The sequence below is a fragment of the Sphingomonas sp. TX0543 genome (genome assembly GCF_048565505.1).
In the GTDB taxonomy this organism is placed as follows: Bacteria; Pseudomonadota; Alphaproteobacteria; order Sphingomonadales; family Sphingomonadaceae; genus Sphingomonas.
Map to the genome: position 1 here is coordinate 1588867 of NZ_JBLZUS010000002.1, position 22342 is coordinate 1611208.

The 22342-nt window shown below is 65.6% G+C and carries 16 protein-coding genes, 1 tRNA gene and 2 pseudogenes; 14 read left to right on the forward strand and 5 right to left on the reverse strand.

What is annotated here, in order from left to right; genetic code table 11:
• Nucleotides 1-15: 15 nt before the first annotated feature.
• Nucleotides 16-1032 carry an NAD-dependent epimerase/dehydratase family protein gene (locus tag ACM61V_RS08260; protein ID WP_137788276.1) on the forward strand — a complete coding sequence of 339 codons (1017 nt, stop codon included), beginning with the start codon at nt 16-18 and terminating at the stop codon, nt 1030-1032.
• An 83-nt stretch (nt 1033-1115) separates the two neighbouring features.
• On the opposite strand, the pseudogene ACM61V_RS08265 reads toward ACM61V_RS08260, so the two are convergent.
• Nucleotides 1116-3725 (reverse strand): annotated as a pseudogene (locus ACM61V_RS08265) (TonB-dependent receptor).
• 178 nt (nt 3726-3903) lie between these two features.
• Nucleotides 3904-4692, reverse strand: a complete 789-nt coding sequence (locus tag ACM61V_RS08270) for an SDR family oxidoreductase (protein WP_137788274.1) — start codon at nt 4690-4692, stop codon at nt 3904-3906.
• A gap of 149 nt (nt 4693-4841) precedes the next feature.
• Between ACM61V_RS08270 and ACM61V_RS08275 the strand changes: the two genes are divergently transcribed.
• The 4 genes from ACM61V_RS08275 (at nt 4842) to ACM61V_RS08290 (ending at nt 8648) form a co-directional block, all read left to right on the forward strand.
• Nucleotides 4842-5669: an SDR family NAD(P)-dependent oxidoreductase gene (locus ACM61V_RS08275; RefSeq protein ID WP_137788273.1), complete on the forward strand. Its 828-nt coding sequence runs from the start codon at nt 4842-4844 to the stop codon at nt 5667-5669.
• Nucleotides 5666-7165, forward strand: a complete 1500-nt coding sequence (locus tag ACM61V_RS08280) for an MFS transporter (protein ID WP_349290340.1) — start codon at nt 5666-5668, stop codon at nt 7163-7165. Before ACM61V_RS08275 ends, ACM61V_RS08280 begins: the two co-directional genes overlap by 4 nt.
• 141 nt (nt 7166-7306) lie before the next feature.
• Nucleotides 7307-7882 carry a CHAP domain-containing protein gene (locus ACM61V_RS08285; RefSeq protein ID WP_137788272.1) on the forward strand — a complete coding sequence of 192 codons (576 nt, stop codon included), beginning with the start codon at nt 7307-7309 and terminating at the stop codon, nt 7880-7882.
• Nucleotides 7883-8000: 118 nt separating this feature from the next.
• The gene (locus tag ACM61V_RS08290) at nt 8001-8648 is read left to right on the forward strand and encodes a hypothetical protein (protein WP_171007682.1); all 648 of its coding nucleotides are present in this window, start codon (nt 8001-8003) and stop codon (nt 8646-8648) included.
• Between the two features lie 10 nt (nt 8649-8658).
• Here the strand turns inward: ACM61V_RS08290 and ACM61V_RS08295 are convergent, their stop codons facing one another.
• Nucleotides 8659-9042, reverse strand: coding sequence for a PaaI family thioesterase (locus tag ACM61V_RS08295; protein WP_137788271.1), 384 nt, complete (start codon nt 9040-9042; stop codon nt 8659-8661).
• A complete protein-coding gene (locus tag ACM61V_RS08300) occupies nt 9039-9491 on the reverse strand; it encodes a PaaI family thioesterase (RefSeq protein WP_137788270.1) in 453 nt (150 codons plus the stop codon). Before ACM61V_RS08300 ends, ACM61V_RS08295 begins: the two co-directional genes overlap by 4 nt.
• A 117-nt stretch (nt 9492-9608) precedes the next feature.
• On the opposite strand from ACM61V_RS08300, the pseudogene ACM61V_RS08305 reads away from it, so the two are divergent.
• Both ACM61V_RS08305 and ACM61V_RS08310 read left to right on the forward strand, forming a co-directional pair.
• Nucleotides 9609-10366 (forward strand): annotated as a pseudogene (locus tag ACM61V_RS08305) (IS5 family transposase).
• A 79-nt stretch (nt 10367-10445) separates the two neighbouring features.
• Nucleotides 10446-11228, forward strand: a complete 783-nt coding sequence (locus ACM61V_RS08310) for a crotonase/enoyl-CoA hydratase family protein (protein ID WP_137788480.1) — start codon at nt 10446-10448, stop codon at nt 11226-11228.
• Nucleotides 11229-11240: 12 nt separating this feature from the next.
• On the opposite strand, the gene ACM61V_RS08315 is transcribed toward ACM61V_RS08310, so the two are convergent.
• The gene (locus ACM61V_RS08315) at nt 11241-11999 is read right to left on the reverse strand and encodes a DUF1134 domain-containing protein (RefSeq protein ID WP_419714256.1); all 759 of its coding nucleotides are present in this window, start codon (nt 11997-11999) and stop codon (nt 11241-11243) included.
• Nucleotides 12000-12176: 177 nt separating this feature from the next.
• Between ACM61V_RS08315 and ACM61V_RS08320 the strand changes: the two genes are divergently transcribed.
• The 7 genes from ACM61V_RS08320 to ACM61V_RS08350 all read left to right on the forward strand — a co-directional run bounded on the left by ACM61V_RS08320 (nt 12177) and on the right by ACM61V_RS08350 (nt 22133).
• A tRNA-Ser gene (locus ACM61V_RS08320) sits at nt 12177-12266 on the forward strand.
• Between the two features lie 535 nt (nt 12267-12801).
• A complete protein-coding gene (locus tag ACM61V_RS08325; RefSeq protein WP_419713935.1) occupies nt 12802-15426 on the forward strand; it encodes a TonB-dependent receptor in 2625 nt (874 codons plus the stop codon).
• Between the two features lie 87 nt (nt 15427-15513).
• Nucleotides 15514-17361, forward strand: a complete 1848-nt coding sequence (locus ACM61V_RS08330) for a CocE/NonD family hydrolase (protein ID WP_419713936.1) — start codon at nt 15514-15516, stop codon at nt 17359-17361.
• Entirely contained in the window at nt 17361-17972 is a 612-nt protein-coding gene (locus tag ACM61V_RS08335) for a DUF3237 domain-containing protein (protein WP_419713937.1), read from the forward strand. Before ACM61V_RS08330 ends, ACM61V_RS08335 begins: the two co-directional genes overlap by 1 nt.
• 257 nt (nt 17973-18229) lie before the next feature.
• Nucleotides 18230-19186 (forward strand): LysR substrate-binding domain-containing protein, encoded by a 957-nt coding sequence (locus ACM61V_RS08340; protein ID WP_249341452.1) that lies wholly within the window; start codon nt 18230-18232, stop codon nt 19184-19186.
• Between the two features lie 146 nt (nt 19187-19332).
• Nucleotides 19333-20655 (forward strand): 4-aminobutyrate--2-oxoglutarate transaminase, encoded by a 1323-nt coding sequence (gene gabT, locus ACM61V_RS08345; protein WP_137785920.1) that lies wholly within the window; start codon nt 19333-19335, stop codon nt 20653-20655.
• On the forward strand, nt 20655-22133 hold the full coding sequence (locus ACM61V_RS08350; protein WP_137785919.1) for an NAD-dependent succinate-semialdehyde dehydrogenase: 1479 nt from the start codon (nt 20655-20657) through the stop codon (nt 22131-22133). The genes gabT and ACM61V_RS08350 overlap by 1 nt, the downstream gene beginning before the upstream one ends.
• The last annotated feature ends 209 nt before the right edge of the window (nt 22134-22342 follow it).

Genomic DNA, 22342 nt, shown 5'->3' on the forward strand with positions numbered 1-22342 from the left:
AAGAGAGGATCGCCGATGGCTGGGACCGTGCTCGTAACCGGAGGCAGCGGCTATATCGCCGGCTTCCTGATCCAGCGGCTGATCGAGCGCGGCTGGAGCGTCAACACGACCATCCGCAATCTTGCGAAAGAGCCGGAAGTGCGCGCCACGCTCGGCGTGCGGGCCGATCGCCTGCGCTTCTTCGCGGCGGACCTGGAGAATGACGCGGGCTGGGCCGAGGCAGTGGCCGGATGCAGCCATGTCGCCCATGTCGCCTCGCCGTTCCCGGCCGGCAAGGTGACCGACGAGATGCTGATCCGCCCGGCGCGCGACGGCGCGCTGCGCGCGCTGCGCTTCGCGAAGGAGGCGGGCGTGGCGCGTTTCGTGCTGACCTCCTCAGTGGCCGCGATCGCTTACGGCCATGCGCCGGCCAACGGCGTCGCCTTCACGGAGGCGGAATGGACCGATGTGAATGCGCCCGATGTCGCGCCCTACATCAAATCCAAGACGATCGCGGAACGCGCCGCGCGGGACTGGATGGCGGCAAACGGCGCCGGCATGGAATTCTGCTCGATCAATCCCAGCGCCGTGCTGGGGCCGGTGATGAGCGGCGATTTCTCCACCTCGATCCAGATCGTGCAGCGGCTGCTCGACGGATCGATCCCCGGCTATCCGCGCATCGGCTTCGCGGTCGTCGACGTGCGCGATCTCGCCGAACTTCACGTGCTGGCGCTGGAGACGCCGGGGCTGGACGGCGAACGCTTTATCGGCGCCGGTCGCTTCATGATGATGGAAGAGGCGGGCGACGTGCTGCGCGCGCGGCTGGGCGACAAGGCGCGCAAGGTGCCGCGCCGGCGCATCCCCGACTTCGTCGTGCGGCTGTTGGGCCTGTTCGACGGCAGCATCCGCCAAATCGTCGGCGAGCTTGGCCGCGTCCGCGCGGTGGACCCGGAGCATACCGCGCAAGTGCTCGGCTGGCGGACGCGGAACGAGGAACAGTCGATCATCGATACCGCCGAAAGCTTGATCGCGCGCGGGATCGTGAAGGTCTAGCCTTGTCATAAGGCGCAGGGTCTAGCGGGCGGGCGCGGGTGCGATGAATGCGGCCGCGCCCGCCCGTATTGCTGGTGCGCCCTTCAATAAGCGGCGGAAAAGGTGAGGAACCACTGGCGCGGCGCGATCGGATAGGCGGAGTAGCTGTTGGTCGCCGATCCCACCGAGAGGGTGGATACGCCCTTCTTGTCGGTGAGATTGGTGACATTGAGCGCGAGCTCGGCCTTGCGCAGCGGCAGCACGTTTTCCGGAACCCGCGCGGCGATGCGCAGCGAGGTCAGGAAATAGGACGGGACGCTGGCGTCGTTGGTGAAGGTGGCGAAGCGGCGGCCGACGAAATCGCCGATCAGCTGCAGCTCGAACGGGCCGCCGGAGAGCGTCGCGACCGTCTTGTTCATCCACTTCGGCGTGCCCGGCAATTGCTTGCCGCAGGTCGGCACCACGCCGCTGGTGACGAGATAGCCGCCGATGCAGGTGCCCGTGGCGGCGCCGATGCCGAGCGCGGTGGCGGTATAGTCGCTCTAATATTTCGACAGATTGTAAGAGGTGGCGTTGTAGAGCGAAAAGGCACGGCCGACGCGAAGCGTGAAGGCGGCATCGACGCCGTCGGTCTTCACATCGCCGACGTTGACGAGGATCGAGGTGCCGCCGGTGATGCCGCCGCCCGCGATACCGCCGGGATTGGTGGAGATCGCCAGCAGCCGGTTGCTGAACACGACGTGATAGTAATTGATCTGGGCGTCTAGCCCGATGTCGCCGGCAAAGCCGCGGTGCGTGCGCAGGCCGCCCTCGTAGGTCCAGCTGCTCTCGGGCTTGCCCTCCCGGGCGAAGGCGTCGAACGCGGCCTGGCTGCCGGTGAACCACGGGCCGCCGCCGCCAGCCAGATAGGCCTGATACTGGCGCAGGTTCTTCTGGACGTTGAAATAGACCTGCTCGTGGCCGTTGAGATCATAGGTCGCGCCGAAGGCCGGCAGGAACCAGCGCAGCGTGTTGATCCGGCCCTGCGGCAGGCCGCCGGACAGGCCGGAGAGCGAGCCGGCCCTGGGCTGGACCGGGAACCAGCCGTTAGCCCATTGCGCGCTCGTCTTGAAGCCGGCCTGGAGCAGCAATCGCTCGGTCGCCTGCCAGGTGTCCTGGATGTGGAGCTGGAGCTGGTTGATCCGCGCCTCACCCTGATATTGCGTGAACAGCGGCTGCGCCACCTCCAGCGGGCGGATATAGGGCGTGCTCGATGCCGGATTGTTGACATCGACCGCATACCAGCGCCGCCATTGCGTGGTGCTGTTGTGCTCGAACCAGCCGCCAAGCTCGATCTTGTGATCGCCGATCTCGGCGCTCAGCGCGGAAATCACGCCGCCGCGATCGATACGATATTCAGTGGTGCGGGTGATGAGGCCCGATCCGCCCGTGGCCGCCACCAGCGCCGCGCCGGCCGCCGCCGCCTGGGCATCGGTCAGCGCGGTGCAGGCGGCGGGGCGGGTGCCGTTGTTGTTGCCGCTGAAACGGCAGTTGGCGGGCAGCGTCGCGTAATTCGGGTCGAGATAGGCCTGCGCGGTGGTGATCGACTGGCCGAGCGGCCCGGCGACGACACCGGCGCCGTCATTGTGATGATAATAGCCGGTCGTCGACCAGGTGATCTTGTCCGACAGGTGCGCGTCGTAGCGGGCATAAGCGAGATAGTCGGTGCGCTGCGCATCCGAATAATAGTTTCGGTAGTTGCTGCCCTGCGATGCCGGGGAATTGCCCAGCGGGCTGAGGTAGGACGTGCGGTACGTGCCGAAATCGGGATAGAAGAACGGCTTGGTATAGGGCGTGTAAAGCTGCACCGCCGATGCCGTCTGGCCGGCGGCGGTGTTCGGCTTGTAGAAGACGGTCGAATCCTCGTTCGGCTGGGTCATGTCGTTATAGTCGAAATAGAGCGTGAGCTTGCCGGCCTTGCCCTCGTGGACGAACTTGGCATTGGCCTGATAGCCGCCCTGATTGCCGTTGAAATCCCACGCGCGGGCGTGCTGGCGCGCCGCCGAGATATAGGCCGAATTGCTGCCGTCCGCGCCGAACGCGCCGCTGTCGATCCGCACGAACGTGCGCGACGTGCTGTAGCTGCCGAAGGTTTGCGACGCCTGCACGCCGAGCGCCGCGAGCGGGGCCGACGAATAGGTCTCGACGGTGCCGCCGAGATTGCTGTTCGACGCGGTGGCCAGATCACCCGCGCCGGTCGATACGACCACACGGCCGACATTCTCGGAGATCACCGCGCGCTGCGGCGAGAGGCCGTTGTAATTGCCGTAGCTCTGGTCGCCCAGCGGAATGCCGTCCATCGTGTAGCCGAGCTGGTTGGCGGCGAACCCGTGGATGAAGATCTGCGCATTCTGCTCGTTGTAGCCCCATGGATCGGCGGTGATGTACAGCACGCCCGGCAGCGTCTGGATCGCCTTCAGCGGGGAGACGCCGGGCAGAATCTTCTGGATCTCGCTTTGCGGGATCGCGGTGGCGGAGCGCGTCGATTTGGCGTTGACGATGATCGTCGAGACATCGTCCGCCGCCGTTTCGTTCGCGGCGGTGTCGGCTGCGGCTGTGGCTGTGGCGGCGGTGGCGGTCTGCGCGGATGCCGCGTCGGCATAGAGAAGCGCGCCGGCGAGCGCGAGCAGGCTGGAAGTAAATCGGATCACGGCAGGCCCCCTTCGTGCAGTCATTGCTGCAATGCAGAACAGGGCCGCTGTGCATCGCGAGCATGCCAATCTCGCGACAGTTCGGTTGCGCCTTGATGACAATCGTCAGGCGGCGTGATCGCGCCCGCGCGACGGGCGCCGTTTCAGCCGCCGGCGCCGCGTGGCGCCGGCGTGACCATTCAAACGATCGACCGGCGCCGCGTCACGCGTCGATGCTGGTGCCGAGCGCGGCGTTGACGAGCCCGCCGTCCACGACAAGCGTGTCGCCGACCACATAGTCCGACGCGCGGCTGGCGAGGAAGATCGCCGCGCCGGCCATGTCCTCGAAATTGCCGATCCGGCGCATCGGGATGCCGTGCGCGACCTCGTCGCCGTGATCGCGGGCGGCGCGGTTCATCTCGCTGGCGAAGGCGCCGGGCGCGAGGCTGGTGACGATGATCCCATCCTTCACCAGCCGCGCCGCCATGCGCTTGGTGAGGTATATCAGTGCCGATTTGGAGGCTTGATAGCTGTACGTATCCCACGGATTGAGCCGCAACCCGTCGATCGAGGTGATGTTGATGACCTTCGAGGGGCGATCATGGCTGGCCTCGCGCTTGAGATGGCCGTGCAGCGCCTGCGTCAGGAAGAAAGGCGCCTTGACGTTAAGGTCCATCACCTTGTCCCAGCCGCTTTCGGGGAATTCCTCGAACGGGGCGCCCCACGCCGCGCCGGCATTGTTGACGAGGATGTCGAGCCGTTCCTCGCGCGCCATGATCGCCTCCGCCAGCGCCGTGCAGCCGGCGACCGTGGAAACATCGGCGGGCAGCGAGATGCAGTTCGGGCCGAGTTCGGCGGCGGTTTCATCGCACGCCGGCGCCTTGCGCGACGAGACATACACCCTGGCGCCTTGCTCGATATAGGCCTTCGCGATGATCTTGCCGATGCCGCGCGACCCGCCGGTGACGAGCGCGATGCGCCCTTCCAGGCTGAAAAGACTGTTCAGGCTCATCGCTACTCTCCATCGCAAATGCTGTCGCAGCGCGCTATCCGAGCCCCCGCCGGTGAGCAAGGGTGACAAACCGAAAATTCGAACGATGCGCGATTGACGCGATAAAACCCCATACTATGCTGCCGAAAAAAGAGAGCACAGGAGAGAGTATGCGCTTTTCGGGCAAGCGCGCCGTCGTGACGGGCGGCGCCTCCGGCATTGGTCGCGCGACCGCCGTTCGACTCGCGGAGGAGGGCGCAGAGGTGTGGATCGGTGACGTCGACGAGGCGGGCGGCCGCGATGTGGCCGAAACCTCGAACGGGCGCATCCGCTTCCAGCGCTGCGACGTGACGAGCGCCGATGATATTCGCGCGCTGATAGAGGCGGCCGATGCGGCCGGCGGGCTCGACGTGCTGTTCAACAATGCCGGGGCCGGCGGCGCACGCGCGCATATCGACGAAATCGCGCCCGACGACTGGGACCGCACGCACGCGCTGCTGCTGCGCTCGGTGGCGCTCGGGATCCGCTATGCCGCGCCGCTGATGGCGAAACGGGGCGGCGGCGCGATCGTCAACACCTCCAGCGTCTCGGCGCTGGGCAGCGGCTATGCGCCGATCGCCTATTCCACCGCCAAGGCGGGCGTGCTCCACCTCTCCAAGGTTGCGGCGGCGGAACTGGCCAAGGATTCGATCCGGGTGAACGCCGTCGTTCCCGGCTTCATCACCACAAACATCTTTGTCAGCGCGGTCGATGTGCCGGCGGAAAAGCGCGCCGCGGCCAACCAGTTGATCGGCGGCATCGCGGCGCATGCCCAGCCGGTGAAGCGCGCCGGGCGACCGGAGGATATCGCGGCCGCGGTCGCCTATCTCGCCAGCGACGATGCCGCCTTTGTTACCGGCACGCATATTCTCGTGGATGGCGGTCTGACGATCGGCACGCGGCAGAGCTGGGATCCGACGATGCCGGGCATGTTCGAAGCGCTGGAGTCATTCGCGTGAACGCGCCCGTCGCGCCCGAACAGGGGGCCGCGACGGTGACGACGACCCCGCCCGCGCGCCGGCTGCCCGGCGGCGTGATGGCGAGTTACGGTTTCGGGGCCGCCGCCTATGGCGTGAAGGATTCCGGCTTCGGCACGTTCCTGCTGCTGTTCTACAATCAGGTGGTCGGCGTTCCGGCCGCGACGGTCGGCTTCGTGGTGATGATCGCGCTGATCGTGGATGCGTTCATCGATCCCACCGTCGGCTTTCTCTCGGATCGCACGCGCAGCCGCTGGGGGCGGCGGCACCCGTGGCTGTATGGCGCGGTGCTGCCGATCATGCTGGGGTGGGTCGCGCTGTGGAACCCGCCGATCGGCGCGGCGGAAACGACGATCCTGCTGTGGCTGTTCGTGGTGGCGGTGATCGTGCGCAGCGCGGTGAGCGCCTATGAGGTGCCGGGGCAGGCGATGGCCGCCGAGCTGAGCGCCGATTATGACGAGCGCACGCGCATCATGTCCTACCGCTATCTGTTCGGCTGGGCGGGCGGGCTGGTGATGCTGGTTTCCGCCTATGTCTATTTCCTGGCGCCGGCGCCGGGCTATCCCAACGGTCTGCTCAATCCGGCGGGCTATCGCGGCTTCGCGCTGGCGGGCGCGCTGTTCATGGGCTTCGCGATCCTGGTTTCCGCAATCGGCACGCATCGCGAAATTCCGCGCCTGCCCAAGCCGGAGATCGAGAAGAAATCGTTCAGACGCAATCTCGCCGACATGGCGGAGACGGTGAAGAACCGCGCGTTCGCCACGCTGATGCTCGCGGGCATCAGCGCCTATACGGGGCAGGGCATCATCTACGCGATCTCCAATTACCTCGCCAGCTTCGTGTGGGGCTTCAAGGGGATGACGTTCCTCTATTACAGCGTCGTGCTGTTCATGGGCGTGGGCGTCGCGTTCGTCGTCGCGCCGGTGGCCGGGCGGCGCGGGAGCAAGCCGCGGACCGCCGCGATCGCCTCGATCACCGCCGCCATGATCGGCACCACGCCGTTCTGGCTGCGGCTGGCGGGCCTGTTTCCCAGCCCCGGCGATCCGCTGATGCTGCCGCTGGTGTTCATGTTCGCGGGGCTTTCGACGGCGTTCAGTGTGACCGCTTATATCCTTGGCGCATCGATGCTGGCGGATGTGGTGGAGGATTCGGAAGCGCGGACGGGGCGGCGATCCGAGGGGCTGTTCTTCGCCGGCGGCTTCTTCGTCCAGAAATGCACCAGCGGGATCGGCATCTTCGTGACCGGGCTGATACTGGTCGCCGCCGGCTTCCCGGCGAAAGCGGTGCCGGGCACGGTGCCGGTGGCGACGCTCGACCGGCTTACGCTGATTTTCTGCTGCTGTTATCTGCTGTTCTACGGGCTGGCGGCGTTCTTCTACGCACGCTTCCCGTTCGGGCGCGGCGAGCATGAAGCACGGCTGGCGAACCTCGCGGCGGCCGGCGTGCTCGAGTCGGAGCCGCGCGAACCCTTCGCCTGACGGCTGGATGAACGGCTTTTGGTTCGGGTTATCGGCGCGCCGAAACGATTCATCGGAAAAGGTTCCCGCCGTGCTTGGTTTCTTTAACCCTTGTCCGTAGCCGGGATGCAACGAACGTCCTGATTGACCGGGGGGTCGCAAGTGAATTTGAAGGTTTTGGCAGCGCGCTTTGCGCTGGTGTTTTCGTGCGGCCTGATGGCAGCGGCACCGGCCTCCGCCCAGTTCTGGCAGTGCGCCACCTATGCCCGCGAGATCTCGGGCATCGACATTCATGGCAACGCCAACACCTGGTGGGGCCAGGCCGCCGGCCGTTACGAGCGTGGCAGCTCCCCTCGTGTCGGCGCGGTGCTCGCATTCAAGCCAACCGCACGGATGCGTGTCGGCCATGTCGCGATGGTGTCGCAGATCGTCAGCGATCGTGAAGTGCTGCTGACCCATGCCAACTGGTCTCGCCCGGGCCGCGTCGAAACGAATGTCCGCGCGGTGGATGTGTCGGCGAACAACGACTGGAGCGTGGTGAAGGTGTGGTATGCCCCGCAGGGCGACCTCGGCACCTCCAGCTATCCCACCAGCGGGTTCATCTATGGCGGCGATGCGCCGGCGGCCACGCACGCGGCACCCGATGGCGACACGCGCAGCACCACGGCGATGGCGAACATGACGATCGCCGCCGCCGCGAAGGCGCCGGTTACCGGGGGCATTTCGCTGGAACAGTGAGTGTCGCGCCGCCGCGCGGCATTGCCAGCGCGCGCGGAACGATTATGGTGCATGCGCAACGGGGCCGCCTTCGATCGCAAGCGCGGCCCTCTTTCGTGTTCGAGCCAAGGTAGTGCCAGTGAACGTTCGCCCAGCAGCCGCCCCGATCGCTCTTCTCGCGCTGCTTGGTGGCTGCGTGAAGGCCGGCGATATCGATCTTTCCTCCGGCGTCGGCATCACCGCCGTGCGTTCCGCCTGCCCGTCAGTGGGCGTGCCGGCGGGGACGGGGGATATCACGCTGTTCGATCCGGCCACCAGCCGCGATTCGTCCGCGATCGACGTCGTGGCGAATATCAGCAATGTCCGCTCGACCTGCGACGACAGCGGCGCCGACGTGCTGACCACCGTCACCTTCGACGTGCGGGCGCGGCGGACGCGTGCGCAGGACGCGCGCGACGTCACGCTGCCCTATTTCATCACGGTCGTACGCGGCGGCAACGCGGTGACGGCCAAGCGCATCGGCCGCGTCGGGCTGCATTTCGATGCCGGCCAGACGCTTGCCACCACCAGCGGCCAGGCATCGACGACGATCACGCGCGCGGCCGCGACGCTGCCGGACGAGGTGCGCGCCAAGCTCAACCGCAAGCGCAAGGCCGGGCAGGATGACGCGGCGGTCGATCCGCTCAGCGCGCCCGACGTTCGGCAGGCGGTGCTCTCCGCCAGTTTCGAGGCGCTGGTCGGTTTCCAGCTTACCGAGGATCAGCTGAAGTATAACGCGCAGCGCTGACGGCGCGCCGTCAGTCCCGCTCGATCAGATAGTTCATTCGCGCGGCGGCGATCGGCCGCGATCGATCGTCCTGCCAGGCGAAGGCATCGACATTCGCGACGCGATTGCCGAGCCGGGTGATCCGGCCAGCGGCACGAGTCTCGCGATCGCGCCCGCCGCGCATGAAGTCCACCGTCGCGTTGATCGGCTTGATACGGCCGCCGCCTTCGCCCGCCAGCGCGTGGCGCAGCGCGGCGATCGCGGCGACCTCCAGCAGGCCCGAGATCGCGCCACCCTGAAGAAATCCGGGGCGGCCGACCACGCCGGCGTGGAACGGCATCACGATCACCGGCGATCCGTCCTCCGCGCGCTCCAGCGTCGCTTCGAGCAGCGCCGCATAGGGAGGCAATCTCATTTGCCGGTCCTCGGATAGGTGCCGCGCGGCACCATGAAGGTCGCGGCGACATGCGCGATCGGATCGTCCGCATCGCCATCGTGCGCGATGCCGCGGGTGAAGGCGATCGATCGCGCGACGCGAAGGCATTCGACACGCCCGATAACGATATTGCCCGGGCGCGCCGGACGCAGATAATCGATCCGCAGATCGAGCGTCGCATGCGGCGCGAATGCCCCGATGCGCTGCCACACGACGAGGCTGGTCGCCACGTCCATCATCGCGATGATCGGGCCGGAAGCGATGACGCCGCTATCCTCGTCGCCGATCAGCTCCTGCGAATAGGGCAGGGCCAGTTCGAGCCAGTCATCGCCCATCGCGTGGAAGCGGATGCCAAGCCGCCCGGCGTGGCCGTTGAAGTTGCGGTTCTCGATCATCTCGAGCGCCATCCTGGCGGGGTCGAAGTCCATGTATCGTCCCTACACGCTGATGCGCGCCGTGCAACGCTAGGACGGATCGACATTCAGGATTCCCAAGGGGAGTGATCGCTGATTCATAGGTATCCGTGTTGAGACGCGGAGCGGATGATGGTGGCCAAGCGGTATGAACTGAATGATGCACAGTGGTCGAGGATCGCGCTGCTGTTGCCGGGCAAGGCGACGGATCCGGGGCGAACTGGATCCGATAACCGCTTGTTCGTGAACGGATGTTTGTGGGTGCTGCGGTCTGGGGCGCATTGGAGCGACCTGCCGGAGCGCTACGGCAAGTGGAAGACCGTGCATCGCCGCTTCAGTCGCTGGTGCCATGCCGGTGTCTGGGAGCGGGTGTTCGCAGCGCTGACGATCGACCGGAATAACCAATATCTGATGATCGACAGTACCATCGTTCGGGCGCACCAGCAGGCGGCGACTGGAAAAGGGGGGCGTGCGATCAGGCGCTGGGGCGTTCCCGAGGCGGACTGACCACCAAGGTCCACATGCTGGCGGACGCGCTCGGCCGGCCGCTGCGCTTCATCGTCACGCCCGGCCAGACCGGAGATATCACCCAGGCGCCGGCCCTGCTCCACGGCCAGGAGGGCGGCGCCGTACTCGCCGACAAAGCCTATGACAGCAATGCCTTACGGGCCATCATCGCCGACATGGGGGCTGAAGCGGTCATCCCATCGAACCGCCACCGCAAGGTCGCCATCCCTCACAACGCCACCATCTACAAACACCGCAACTGCATCGAGCGATGTTTTGCCCGCCTCAAGCACTTCCGGCGCTTCGCCACGCGCTATGACCGACGCACCGCCCACTTCGCAGGCTTCATACACCTCGCCGCCGCCATGATATGGCTACGATGAATGTCGATCCGTCCTAGGGCGTTGATACGTCGCACGATGCGCGGTAGCGCATGGGAAACGACACGCAGGAGAGCAAGCGATGGAACAGCGGGTGACGATCACGGTGACGGACGGTGTTGCCGATGTGCGCCTCAATCGTGCGGACAAGATGAACGCGCTCGATCCTGCGATGTTCGCCGGCCTCAACGATGCGGTGGCGCAGCTTGCCGGCATGAAAGACGTGCGCGTCGCCGTGCTTTCAGGTGAGGGCAGGGCGTTCTGCGCGGGTCTGGACATGGTGTCGATGGCGGGCGGCGGATCCGGCAACGATCTCGGCGCGCGGAGCCACGGGCTGGCCAATGCCGTGCAGCATGTCGCCTGGGGCTGGCGCGAGCTGCCGATGCCGGTGATCGCGGCCGTTCATGGCGTGGCGATGGGTGGCGGCTTCCAGGTGCTGTCGGGTGCGGACATCCGCATCGTGCACCCCGCCACCCGCATGTCGATTCGCGAAACGTACTGGGGGCTGGTGCCGGATATGGCGGGTGTGGCGCTGTGGCGCACGCTGGCGCGGGACGACGTGTTGCGCGAGCTGACCTATACCGCGCGCGAATTCTCCGGTGCGGATGCGCTGAACTACGGCTTCGCGACGCGGCTCGACGAGGATCCCCGCGCGGCGGCACTCACGCTGGCGCGCGAAATCGCCGGCCGCAATCCCGCTGCGATCCGCGCCTCGAAGCGGCTCTACAATATCGCCGCCGATGCCGATGCCGAAACAGTGCTGCGCGCCGAAAGCGCCGAGCAGATCGCCTTGATGCGCTCGCCCAACCAGGTCGAGGCGGTACGCGCCAACATGGAAAAGCGTGCGCCGGTGTTCAGCGACTGACCCGGCCAGTCGTCAGAACGGCAGCCATTTCGATTTGTGGGTGAAATTCATGTAACCGACGTTCACCCCGGCGCGCCAGCCCACACCCAGCCGCACCGGGATCAGCACGATGTTGCCGCGCCGCAGATAGGTCGCCGCAAACCCGCCGACGAAATAGAGGCGCCCCTCGGCGGCGGGAAAGCGGCGGTAAAGCTCCTCGGTGTCGTACAGGTTGTACACCAGTACAAACACCTTGTTGGCGTCGCCGCCAAGATCGAAGCCGAGCGACGGGCCGGTCCAGTAGACCGGCATCTGCCCCTCGACCTTATGCGTCATGACCCCGGAGCCATAGCGCAGGCCGACCACGATCGCGCCCGAGGCCTCGCGCCCGGCGATATAGGCATTAGGCTGGCCCTGATCCTTGAGAATTTTCTCGATGATCGACGCGAATCCCTCCGCGCCTTTCCCGAACACGCCTTCGCCCGCGCCGATGAGATCGTCGCGCTTGAACGTCGCGTCGGCAGTGGTGGTGGACTGAGCGCGCGAATCCTGCGTCTGGACGCCGCCGGCCGGGGCGGGCGCGAGCGGGGCGGGCTGGCCCGGCACGGGGTCGGCCGGGACCGGTTCGTCGGGATAGGCCGGAACCTGCCGCGCGGGCGGTGCGCCGCCGGGCGCGGGGGAAATGTCGTTGTCGATCGCCTTGTTCGGGTCGATCGTTCGCATTTGCGCCGGCGCGGCCGTGCCGGCCAGCAATGTCGCTGTCAGACCAAAGGCCAGCATCATCTTGCGCATCGTCACATACCCCCCGGGGAACGGAGCGATCCCCATCCTAGGATGCTAATCATCATGCGCCTTTCGGGGCAATGAACCGGACGACGACCTGAGTCGATTTCGCGCCAGGGCGAATCCGCAATGCATCGGTTGATTGCCGCGTTTCGCCCCGCTATAGCCCGCCCTCGCGCCGCATCCGGAGACGTGGGTGAGTGGCTGAAACCAACGCTTTGCTAAAGCGTCGTACGGGAAACCGTACCGAGGGTTCGAATCCCTCCGTCTCCGCCAGCAGGGTTTTTCAGGCTGTATCATCCGGTCGCAGGGGTGATCGCCGCGGGCTGCAGCGGGAAGGCCGCCTCGAGCCTTTGCAGGTCAGGCCGTTCTTGAGCGGACGGCCTTGCAGCGGGCCGGAGTGCGCGAGACAGATCGCCTCCAGCAGCGCAATCTTCATCGAATCCCCTCAGGATGCCGCGCTCGGCGCTGTCCGGGGAGTTCAAGCCGATTGCGGCGACAATATCCGCGCCGCGGCGCGCATGAACCCTCGCGCGGATCGCGCGGTCTGACCACGCGACGCCACGGCTGGGGCGGCGCGCGCAACGTCAAGTCGGAGATGACGACGGGCGGAGAAGGGGAGCGGGACCGCCGCGCCGGACGAGTGGCAGAGCCTTGCAAGCCAGGCCAACGCGTTGAAAGACCGACCTGCATCGTGTGGATAGCGGCTGGCGTCAGGCTGACGGCACCTCTCCGGGGCATTGCGCAGCCTCGGTCATGGGATAAGGCCTTTGACCTGGGGCACGACCTGGATCATCGCGCTGGTCGCCCGATGGAACCGAGCCGCGGGGCGTGGTGTCTGGAATGCACCATTGATGATCTTGTTGGCCACTCCCCCAAATCTGCCCGTACGTCGACACAGTTTCCAAATGGCACCGATCCGACGAAGGCAGTGGGCGCCGATGGCACCACTGGGGATCTGCGACGGGTTAAGAGGTTGGGCCGGATAGGGGAGTTGACAGTGAAGGGCTATTTCAAACGGCACGTCGCACTCTGCGCATTGCTTGCAGCGTCATATGCCAATCAGGCCGGCGCCCAGACGGCCACGCCCGCGCGGGCCGAGAAGGCGAATGACAACAGCGGCGCCGCCGCCGACATCGTGGTGACCGCGAACCGGCGTAGCGAGGCGCTCTCGACCGTCCCCATCAGCATCGCCGCCTACACAGGCGACGACCTGCGCGAATCGGGCGTGAAGTCGATGATCGATCTCGCCCAGAAGTCGCCCGGCGTGCAATTCGATCAATCGGCGGGCTTCGGTGCGGGAACGCAGACATTCGTCTCGATCCGCGGGATCGCCTCGACGATCGGGACTTCGACGACCGGTGTATATATCGACGATACCCCGGTGCAGTCGCGCGTCGCGGCGCTGTCCTATTTCGGCAATCCTTACCCCGCCCTGTTCGATCTCGAGCGTGTGGAGGTTCTGCGCGGGCCGCAAGGAAGCCTGTTCGGCGCCGGCGCGGAAGGCGGCGCCATCCGCTTCATCACGCCATCCCCGAAAGTTTCAGGCGTGAGCGCGACTGCGCGAAGCGAAATCGGCTTTATCGATGGCGGCGGCACGAATTTGGAGGCGGGCGTTGCTGTCGGCGCTCCGATCATCGAAGGGAAATTAGGTTTCCGCGCCAGCTTCTGGACCCGCCACGACGGGGGATACATCGATCGGATCAATCCGCTCACCGGCGATGTCCTGATCAAGAACACGAATAGCGCAAACGCATATGCCGGACGGCTCGCGTTCGCCTTCGTGCCAAGCGACGGGATCACCATCACCCCCGCAATCTATTTCCAGCGTCAGACGAACGCCGATGCTCCGCTGTTCTATCTTTCGGCGCCCCAGCCCGCCGATAGCCTGCAGACCCGCAACATCGCCGATCCGAAGAATGGTGTCTTTCTGAACGGCCGCCTCTTGCGTCAGCCGTTCTCGGACCGCGTGATCCTCCCATCGCTGAAGGTCGAAGTCGGATTGGGCGGGGCGACGCTTACCTCGATAACATCGTATGTCGACCGTCGGGGCAAGCTGCTGTCCGACACGACCCAGATCAACGGCGCGTTCTTCGGCACGGTGACCGGATTTGACGAGAACGGCCCCATCATCGTGCCGGGTTACGGGAATCCGAACGGGCCCGAATATCCCACCAGTTACGACCAGGCAGGCCCGCAGGATATCCGCACCAGCCTGAAATCGATAACACAGGAAGTACGGATTTCCAGCGATGGGGGTGGTCCGTTCAAGTGGACTGCCGGCCTGTTCTATCTTCACACCGAGCAGACCGATTTTCAACGCGCGACCTCTCCCTTCGTCGTTCAAAACTACATTCTGCCGCTGCTCCCGAATTCGCAAGGATTGAACGATCCGATCCTCTATTCGCAGATCACCCAGACCGACGAGCAATATTCAGTTTTCGGTCAGGCCGATCTTGGCCTGACGGACAAGTTGACGCTGACGGTTGGCGGCAGACTTTCCCACCACAAGGCGGACTATAATCAGGAACAGTCCGGATTTCTATCTGCGGCCCAGGTTTGGGGACCGCTGGTGACCTCCTCCGGCGGGCAAAGTGAGACTCCGTGGTCCGGCAAGGTTGCGCTCGACTACAAGTTCTCGCCGACACTGATGGTGTATGGATCTGCAAGCCGCGGCTATCGGATCGGTGGCGCCAATCAGCCGATCTCATCGACGTGTGGCGTCTCCAATATCTTCAAGCAGACATACAATAGTGACTATGTAAACAGCTTCGAAGCTGGTTCGAAAGGGCGCATCGGCAGGAAGATCCGGTTCGACGTCGATGCCTTTTATGTAAAATGGAAGAACGTACAGCAGAATGTCGTATTTCCATGCGCCTTCGGTTATATCGACAATACCGGAGACGCGACCGTCAGCGGATTCGATGCTTCGCTTGATCTAGACGTTGTGAGAAACCTCAAGATCTCCGGTTCGGTATCATATGCCAAAGCGACGTTTTCGAAGACCGTCCTGATACCCGGCGTCGCCGCGGGTGATCCTGGAAGCCTGGTTGTACGTAAGGGAGATCAGGTTAATCCCTATCAATCACCCTGGAACCTGAGCGCATCTGCCGAATATAGCTTCGATGTCGGCACTTCAAAGGCCAAGATCAGAATAGAAAATATCTATCGCAGCAAGAATAACGGCCCATTCACCTCGGATGATCCCCGCGCGGTTAATTTCGATCCGCTTCGTGTTTATAACCCCGCGACAAACCAAGTAAACGGTCGTGCGACGATTGCGATGGGTGATCTGGAGTTTGCGATATTCGTACAGAATCTTACGAATTCAAGGCCGTTGCTGTTTCAGTATAGAGACTCAACCGCCACGACATTGTTCACGGCGAATACATTCACACCTCGTACGATCGGCGCGTCGATCGATTTCCGCTATTGATCGGAGTTAAGAACCATTATGCCACGTGTCAGGAGATGGTCGATCAGGAACAAGATGCGCCTTGGCGCAGGCTCCCTGTCGATTTGTATGGCGGCTTGCAATCTGGCCGCCGCCAGCGAAGCGTCAGCCCAGGCGCAGGTTCCGGTCGCGAAGAGCCAGGATCCGTCGGAAATGGCGCCGGAGATCAAGATCCATCGACCGTTTTTTTCGAAGCGGTTGCGCGGGTATCTTCCCGCCCGTGATGGTACACAGCTGCGCTACAGCGTTCTTCTGCCGAAGGGCAAAGGGCCGCTTCCGGTCATCGTAAACTATTCTGGCTACGATCCCGGGTCGATCGGTGGCAAGGCCTATATGAACGACAATACGGCCATGTCGGTCAACCTCGACAGGACATTGGTCGAAGCGGGCTATGCCGTGCTCGGACTACAGGCGCGGGGCACCGGTTGCTCGGAAGGACAATTCGAATTCCTGGCGCGATCCTACGGCGAGGATGGATATGACGCGATCGAGTGGATCGCGAAGCAGCCGTGGTCGAATGGCGCGGTCGGCATGGCCAATTGGTCATGGGCCGGAATGTCGCAGATCGCCACGGCTGCGGAGCGGCCACCCCATCTCAAGGCTATAGCGCCAGGCATGGTGCTGGGCGATGCCCGGCTCGATTCCTGGGCGCCCGGCGGCGTTCCGGCTCCCGGATTCGTCGACGGCTGGTGGGATTATCTTCATTCGCGATGGGATGCGGCGAAGGAGAGTGCGAAGGCTGAGAACGATCAGCGCTGTTTGTCGCAGATCGCTCAAAACTATGAGTCGGCCGAGAAGAACCGCGTACCAGCCATCCTGATCCGCCATCCTCTGCGCGACGACTATATCGAAATCCGCCATCTCGCCGCCCGGACAAAGAACATCTCCGTTCCGGTGTTCAACATGGAAGCCTTTCAGGACGAGGCGGTCATTGCCCGGCAGGGCTATTTCCAGGAAACGCTGAACCCGGACCAGCTTTGGTATCTGCAGACCAATGGCGGTCACGACCTGTATGTCGCGACGCGGTTCCGCAAGCAGCTCGTGGCGTTCTTCGATCACTTCGTGAAAGGTATCGACAACGGGTTCGAACAGACGCCGCACGTCCAGGTATGGCTGGAGAGCACCTTCACGGGGCCGGCGGACGCCATTTTCGAGAACCTGTCCCCCGGCTTCACGTTTCAAAGCCAGCGGTTTCCGATGGCAGTCCAGCCGGTCAGCTTGGCCTTGAATGCCGGCGGAACGCTGGTGGCGAACGGGAAGGGGCAGGGAGCCGCCGACGGCTTCGACTATCCGGTCCGCGGACCGGCCGTCGACCACGAATTCGGCAAGGACAGTTGGGGCCCGATGGATCCGGCGTGGCGGAAAGGAAGCCTTGCCTACACGACGGCGCCGCTTTCCGATGATATGGTGGCCTACGGCCCGGCCAGCGCGGATCTGTGGGTCGTCAGCACGGGCGCCGATGCGGACGTGCAGGTGACGATCACCGAAGTACGGCCTGACGGGCAGGAAATGTACGTCCAGCGCGGATGGTTGCGCCTGTCCGATCGCCTGCAGGATGAAACGAAATCGACCGCGCTCCGGCCATGGCCGGTCGATCGTCCCGAAAAGATGCTGGCACTGGTGCCCGGACAGCCCACGCTGGGACGGATCGAGGTCCAGAAATTCGGCCATGCATTCCGGAAGGGCTCACGGCTGCGTCTATGGATCGATACGCCCAGTCAGTTCGGTGGCAATCTGTTCGCGCCCTATTCGGTGCCCACCCGGATCCAGGTGTTGCATGATGCAGACCATCCCTCGCGCCTGCTGATCGGCACGGTTTCCGCGAAGGACCTGCCGGCGCAACGGCCTGCCTGCGGCACCGTGCATCATCAACCGTGCCGGGCAGACCCGCTGGCATCCAACGGAGGACAGAATTGATGGCCATTTCGCGTCGCAGCGCCCTGGGATGGATGGGGCTGGCCGCGCCCGCGACGCTTTTGGGACCGGCGACGCGGCTTACGGCGACCGAGCCGCTCGGGCGCGAACCCCATGTTCCGCCATTGCCCCCCGGTGGCGCTCCGAAGACCTACGATGTTCCGGGCCTCGAATGGGTCATGGACATTGTGCCGATCTGCTCCGACCCAGAGTTCATGGGAGACAAGGCGGATCAGGTTTCGGCGGACGGGGACCGCTACGATGTATGGCCGTTGATCGGCGGGTTCTTTCGGGGGAGGGGCATCAAGGGGACGATCATCCCCGGCGGCGGCGACTTCCCCGTGATTCGCCCTGATGGCGTGGTCGTGGTCGACGCCCTGTATCGCCTGAAGACCGACGATGGCGTGCAGATCATCATCCACAACAAGGGATATGGCTATACGGAGGACAAGTACCGCCTCGTTCCGACGTTCAACGTGCCGGGGAAGAAGTATGGCTGGCTCAGGGAGTCGATCTTCGTCGGCACCTTGTCGTATCCGGTGCCCGCAGCGTACGGAGTGAAGGAGAAAGCGGGAGAGAACGGGCGATTGATTCAGGTGTATCGGCTCGTTTGACCGCTCCCATCTTTCCTTCGGATAGCTCGGGACCGATCGTCGCCCTATGGGGTTTGCCCGCGGGGCCGATCGGTCGCCCTTCATGGAGTCCAGAGCCGGGCCTGGCGCCGGATCGTATCAGACACCCATCCTTCGGGGATGGAAGCGCGGGCAGTGGTGTGCTTTCATCACCACTCCGCCGGATCGGCTCGTGATCAGGGACTGACAACGTCCCGGATCGCGACCGCCCGGCACGTTGCGAAGGTTTGGATGCGAGCATGCTGATCGATTCCCGGCTCCTGCCGCCGCTGGCGGCGCTGCGCGCGTTCGAGGCGGTGGGGCGGCTGGGCGGCATCCGCCGCGCGGCCAAGGAACTGACGGTCGACCATGGGGTCGTCAGCCGGCACATCCGATCGCTCGAGGCATGGGTCGGCGTCGAGCTGGTGGTGCGCGACGGTGCCGGTTACTCCCTGACCGAGAAGGGCGAGGTGTATCACCGCCAGATCTACGAGGCGCTTCGGGCGGTCGCGTCCGCAACAGGCGCGCTGGTCAAGGTCGGCGACGATCTGAAGCTTCGGCTGCAGTGCATTCCCGGCTTCGCCTCGCTGTGGCTGTCAGACCGGCTTGGCGAGTTCATCGATGCGAACCGCGACATCGACGTAGATTTCCGACCGTCGGATCACAGCCCCGATTTCCGCGGGCAGGATGTCGACGGCGACATCCGCTACCTGCGAACCTGGGAGGAGGTGGACCTTCCCAAGGTGGTCTACCGGCTGGACGTCGCCCGCCCGGTGGTCTTTCCGGTGGCCAGCCCCGCCTGCGCGGCCGGGCTGCCGCCGATCACCTCGCCAGCGGACCTGCTGAACATGCCGCTGCTGCACGAGGAAAACGATCTGGAATGGCGCCACTGGCTGACCGCGCAAGGCGTGGCCGTGCCCGAACGCATGCCGGGCTCGCGCCTCTGGCACGCGCACCTGACGCTGGCGGCGGCGCGACAGGGCCACGGCATCACGCTGGCGAACACGATGCTGCTGCGCGACGATCTCGCCGCCGGCCGCCTGGTCAAGGTGAAGCTGGCGCAGGGAGAGTTCGCGCCGGTGCTGCTGGGTACGTACACCTTCCTTGCGCGCGAGGATCGCTGGAATTCGCCCGCGATCGCCCGCTTCCGCCGCTGGTTATGGGGCGCGGTCGCCGTGTTCGACAGCGACGCCGCACTCGCGGCGGGTGCGCGTTGACGCTCCGGCGCCCGCACATTGAAAGGAAACGGAGGCGGGACGTGCCGCTGGTGACCCGGAGTCACCAGAGCCGGACAACTTGACCTCTTTCGCCGGTGCCGGCACGCGGAGGATGGCACGGGGCAAGAGCGAAGGAGCGTAACCCCGTGACCAGCAATGCCGAACTTGAGCGCCGCCGCATCCTTGCCGTGCCGCGCGGCGTCGGATCCGCGACCGCCGTCTATGCCGATCGGTCGGAGAATGCAGAATTGTGGGACGTCGAAGGTCGCCGCTATGTGGACTTCGCCGGCGGCATCGCCGTGCTCAACACCGGCCATCGCCACCCGCGCGTGATGGCGGCGGTTCAGGCGCAGCTGGCGCGCTTCACCCACACCGCCTTCCAGGTTTCGCCCTACGAAAGCTATGTCGAGCTCGCCGAACGGCTGAACGCGCGTGCGCCCGTCGCGGGGGCGGCCAAGACCATCCTGTTCACGACCGGAGCCGAAGCAACGGAGAATGCCGTTAAGATCGCCCGCGCGGCGACGGGCCGGTCCGGCGTGATCGCCTTTGCCGGCGGCTTTCACGGGCGGACCCTGCTCGCCTCCGCGATGACGGGCAAGGTGCAGCCATACAAGCGCATGTTCGGGCCCATGCCCGGAGAGATATTCCACATTCCCTTTCCCACCGGCCGCGACGGCGCCACGGTGGAACGCTCGATCGACGCGCTGCACACCCTGTTCGCCGCGGACCTGGAGCCGGAGCGGGTCGCCGCGATCATCCTGGAACCGATCCAGGGCGAGGGCGGCTTCCATGTCGCGCCGCCGGCGCTGCTCCGGCAGCTTCGCGCAATCTGCGACGCACATGGCATCCTGCTGATCGCCGACGAGGTGCAGACCGGCTTCGCGCGCACCGGCGCGTTGTTCGCGATCGAGCACAGCGGCGTTGCGCCCGACCTGATCTGCGCCGCTAAGTCGCTAGCCGGCGGTTTCCCGCTTTCGGCGGTGATCGGCCGTGCCGAGGTGATGGACGCGGTGGAGCCCGGCGGGCTGGGCGGAACCTACGGTGGCTCGCCTGTCGCCTGCGCCGCCGCGCTGGCGGTGCTGGACGTGATTGATGAGGAGGAGCTGATCGGCCGAGCGGACATGCTGGGCTCGCGCATCCGGGAACGGCTGGAGCAGATGGCCGGCGCGGAGGGCTTCGTCCCGATCGACAACATCCGCGGGCTCGGCGCGATGATCGGCTTCGACATACTGAGCGCATCCGGCGGGTTCGATCCAGCGGAAACCAAGGCGGTGTGCGCGCGCGCGCTCGCTGCCGGGCTGATCCTGCTCAGCTGCGGCACAAAGGGAGAGGCGATCCGCATTCTCGTGCCGCTCACCGCGTCCGACGCCATCGTTGATGAGGGGCTCGACATGCTGGAGACTGCCTTGCGCCGGGACGCGCCAGCAGCTGGGGTGGCCGCCAGGCGCGACGCGACGGTGCTTGCCTGATGACCGAACGGCTCGATCCCGCACTCGCCCGCGCGGAGCTGCTGCGCGCGGAGGCTTTCATCGACGGCGCATGGGTTTCGGCCGGCCAGACCATCCCGGTCACCGATCCGGCGAGCGGCCGGCTGGTCGGCACCGTTCCGATGCTGGGCCGCGCCGCGGCCGAGGACGCGGTGGGCGCCGCCCAACGGGCGCTCGCGGCGTGGCGCGCGCAAACCGGCAAGGCGCGCGGTATGATCCTGCGCCGCTGGCATAACCTGATGATCGCGCACGCCGAAGACCTCGCCCGGCTGATGACCGCCGAGCAGGGCAAGCCGCTGGCCGAGGCGCGCGGCGAGGTGCTGTACGCCGCGGGGTTCCTCGAGTGGTTCGCGGAGGAGGCGCGTCGCGTCCATGGCGAGGTGCTGACCCCACACCTCGCCGACAAGCGGCTGACGGTGCGGCGCGTAGCGGTGGGCGTGGTCGGAGCGATCACGCCATGGAACTTCCCACTGGCCATGATCACCCGCAAGGCCGGCCCGGCGCTGGCGGCGGGGTGCACCATGGTACTGAAACCCTCCGAGCTGACTCCACTCTCCGCGCTCGCGCTGGCCCGGCTGGCGGAGGAGGCGGGGGTGCCGCCCGGGGTGTTCAACGTCGTCACCGGCGACGCCGCCGCGATCGGCGCGGTGCTGACCGGCGATCCGCGCGTGCGCAAATTCACCTTCACCGGCTCGACCGCCGTGGGCAAGATGCTCGCGGCCAAATGCATGGACACGGTGAAGCGCGTATCGCTGGAGCTGGGCGGCAATGCGCCGTTCATCGTCTTTGACGATGCCGATCTCGATGCCGCGGTCGAGGGGGCGCTCGTTTCCAAATTCCGCAACACCGGGCAGACCTGCGTGTGCGCCAACCGACTGCTGGTCCAGTCCGGCATCTATGACGCCTTCGCTGCGCGGCTGGCCGAGCGGGTCGGCGCCTACAAGGTTGGAGCCGGGCTGGATGGAGAGACGCAGCAGGGCCCGTTGATCGACGACCGGGCGATCGCCAAGGTGGAGGCGCATGTCGGCGACGCCATCAGTCGCGGCGCGCGCGCACTGGCGGGAGGCGAGCGGATCTGGGGCGGCGGCAGCTTCTATGCGCCAACCGTGCTGGTCGACGTGCCGCGCGATGCGCTGCTGTGCCGCGAGGAAACGTTCGGCCCGGTAGCGGGGCTGGTTCGCTTCGATACCGAGGCCGAGGCGATCGCGATGGCGAACGACACGAGCGCCGGGCTTGCCGCCTATCTCTACACGCGCGATCTCGGACGCAGCGTGCGCGTGAGCGAAGCGCTGGAATACGGGATGGTCGGTCTCAACACCGGATTGATCTCGACCGAGGTGGCGCCATTCGGCGGGGTGAAGGAATCCGGCCTGGGGCGCGAGGGATCGCACCTGGGGCTGGACGATTATCTCGATATCCGGCTGGTCTGCGCACACGTCGAGCCGGCGCCCGCCGGTTGACCGGCGCGGCGATGACGCGGGCAGGGAGGGGCTAGCGGCGCAGGCGCCACGCAGCGACCGACCCGCCCGGCATCGCGGATCGCAGCCTCCGACAGCGAGATTGCACCCGGTCCTCGCGCGGGGGCGGCGCGTTGCCGCGGTGCCCTTACGACGTGTCGCGCCGTGCCGCGTCAGGCGACGCGATCGCTTTTGACAGCCTCAGTGATCAC

What these genes read in the sequence shown, in the direction of transcription:
- ACM61V_RS08260 (WP_137788276.1), top strand. Translation starts at nt 16, where the DNA reads ATGGCTGGGACCGTGCTCGTAACCGGAGGCAGCGGCTATATCGCCGGC.
- ACM61V_RS08270 (WP_137788274.1), bottom strand. Translation starts at nt 4,692, where the DNA reads ATGAGCCTGAACAGTCTTTTCAGCCTGGAAGGGCGCATCGCGCTCGTC.
- ACM61V_RS08275 (WP_137788273.1), top strand. Translation starts at nt 4,842, where the DNA reads ATGCGCTTTTCGGGCAAGCGCGCCGTCGTGACGGGCGGCGCCTCCGGC.
- ACM61V_RS08295 (WP_137788271.1), bottom strand. Translation starts at nt 9,042, where the DNA reads ATGAGATTGCCTCCCTATGCGGCGCTGCTCGAAGCGACGCTGGAGCGC.
- ACM61V_RS08300 (WP_137788270.1), bottom strand. Translation starts at nt 9,491, where the DNA reads ATGGACTTCGACCCCGCCAGGATGGCGCTCGAGATGATCGAGAACCGC.
- ACM61V_RS08310 (WP_137788480.1), top strand. Translation starts at nt 10,446, where the DNA reads ATGGAACAGCGGGTGACGATCACGGTGACGGACGGTGTTGCCGATGTG.
- ACM61V_RS08315 (WP_419714256.1), bottom strand. Translation starts at nt 11,999, where the DNA reads ATGCGCAAGATGATGCTGGCCTTTGGTCTGACAGCGACATTGCTGGCC.
- ACM61V_RS08325 (WP_419713935.1), top strand. Translation starts at nt 12,802, where the DNA reads ATGGAACCGAGCCGCGGGGCGTGGTGTCTGGAATGCACCATTGATGAT.
- ACM61V_RS08330 (WP_419713936.1), top strand. Translation starts at nt 15,514, where the DNA reads ATGGCGGCTTGCAATCTGGCCGCCGCCAGCGAAGCGTCAGCCCAGGCG.
- ACM61V_RS08335 (WP_419713937.1), top strand. Translation starts at nt 17,361, where the DNA reads ATGGCCATTTCGCGTCGCAGCGCCCTGGGATGGATGGGGCTGGCCGCG.
- ACM61V_RS08340 (WP_249341452.1), top strand. Translation starts at nt 18,230, where the DNA reads ATGCTGATCGATTCCCGGCTCCTGCCGCCGCTGGCGGCGCTGCGCGCG.
- ACM61V_RS08350 (WP_137785919.1), top strand. Translation starts at nt 20,655, where the DNA reads ATGACCGAACGGCTCGATCCCGCACTCGCCCGCGCGGAGCTGCTGCGC.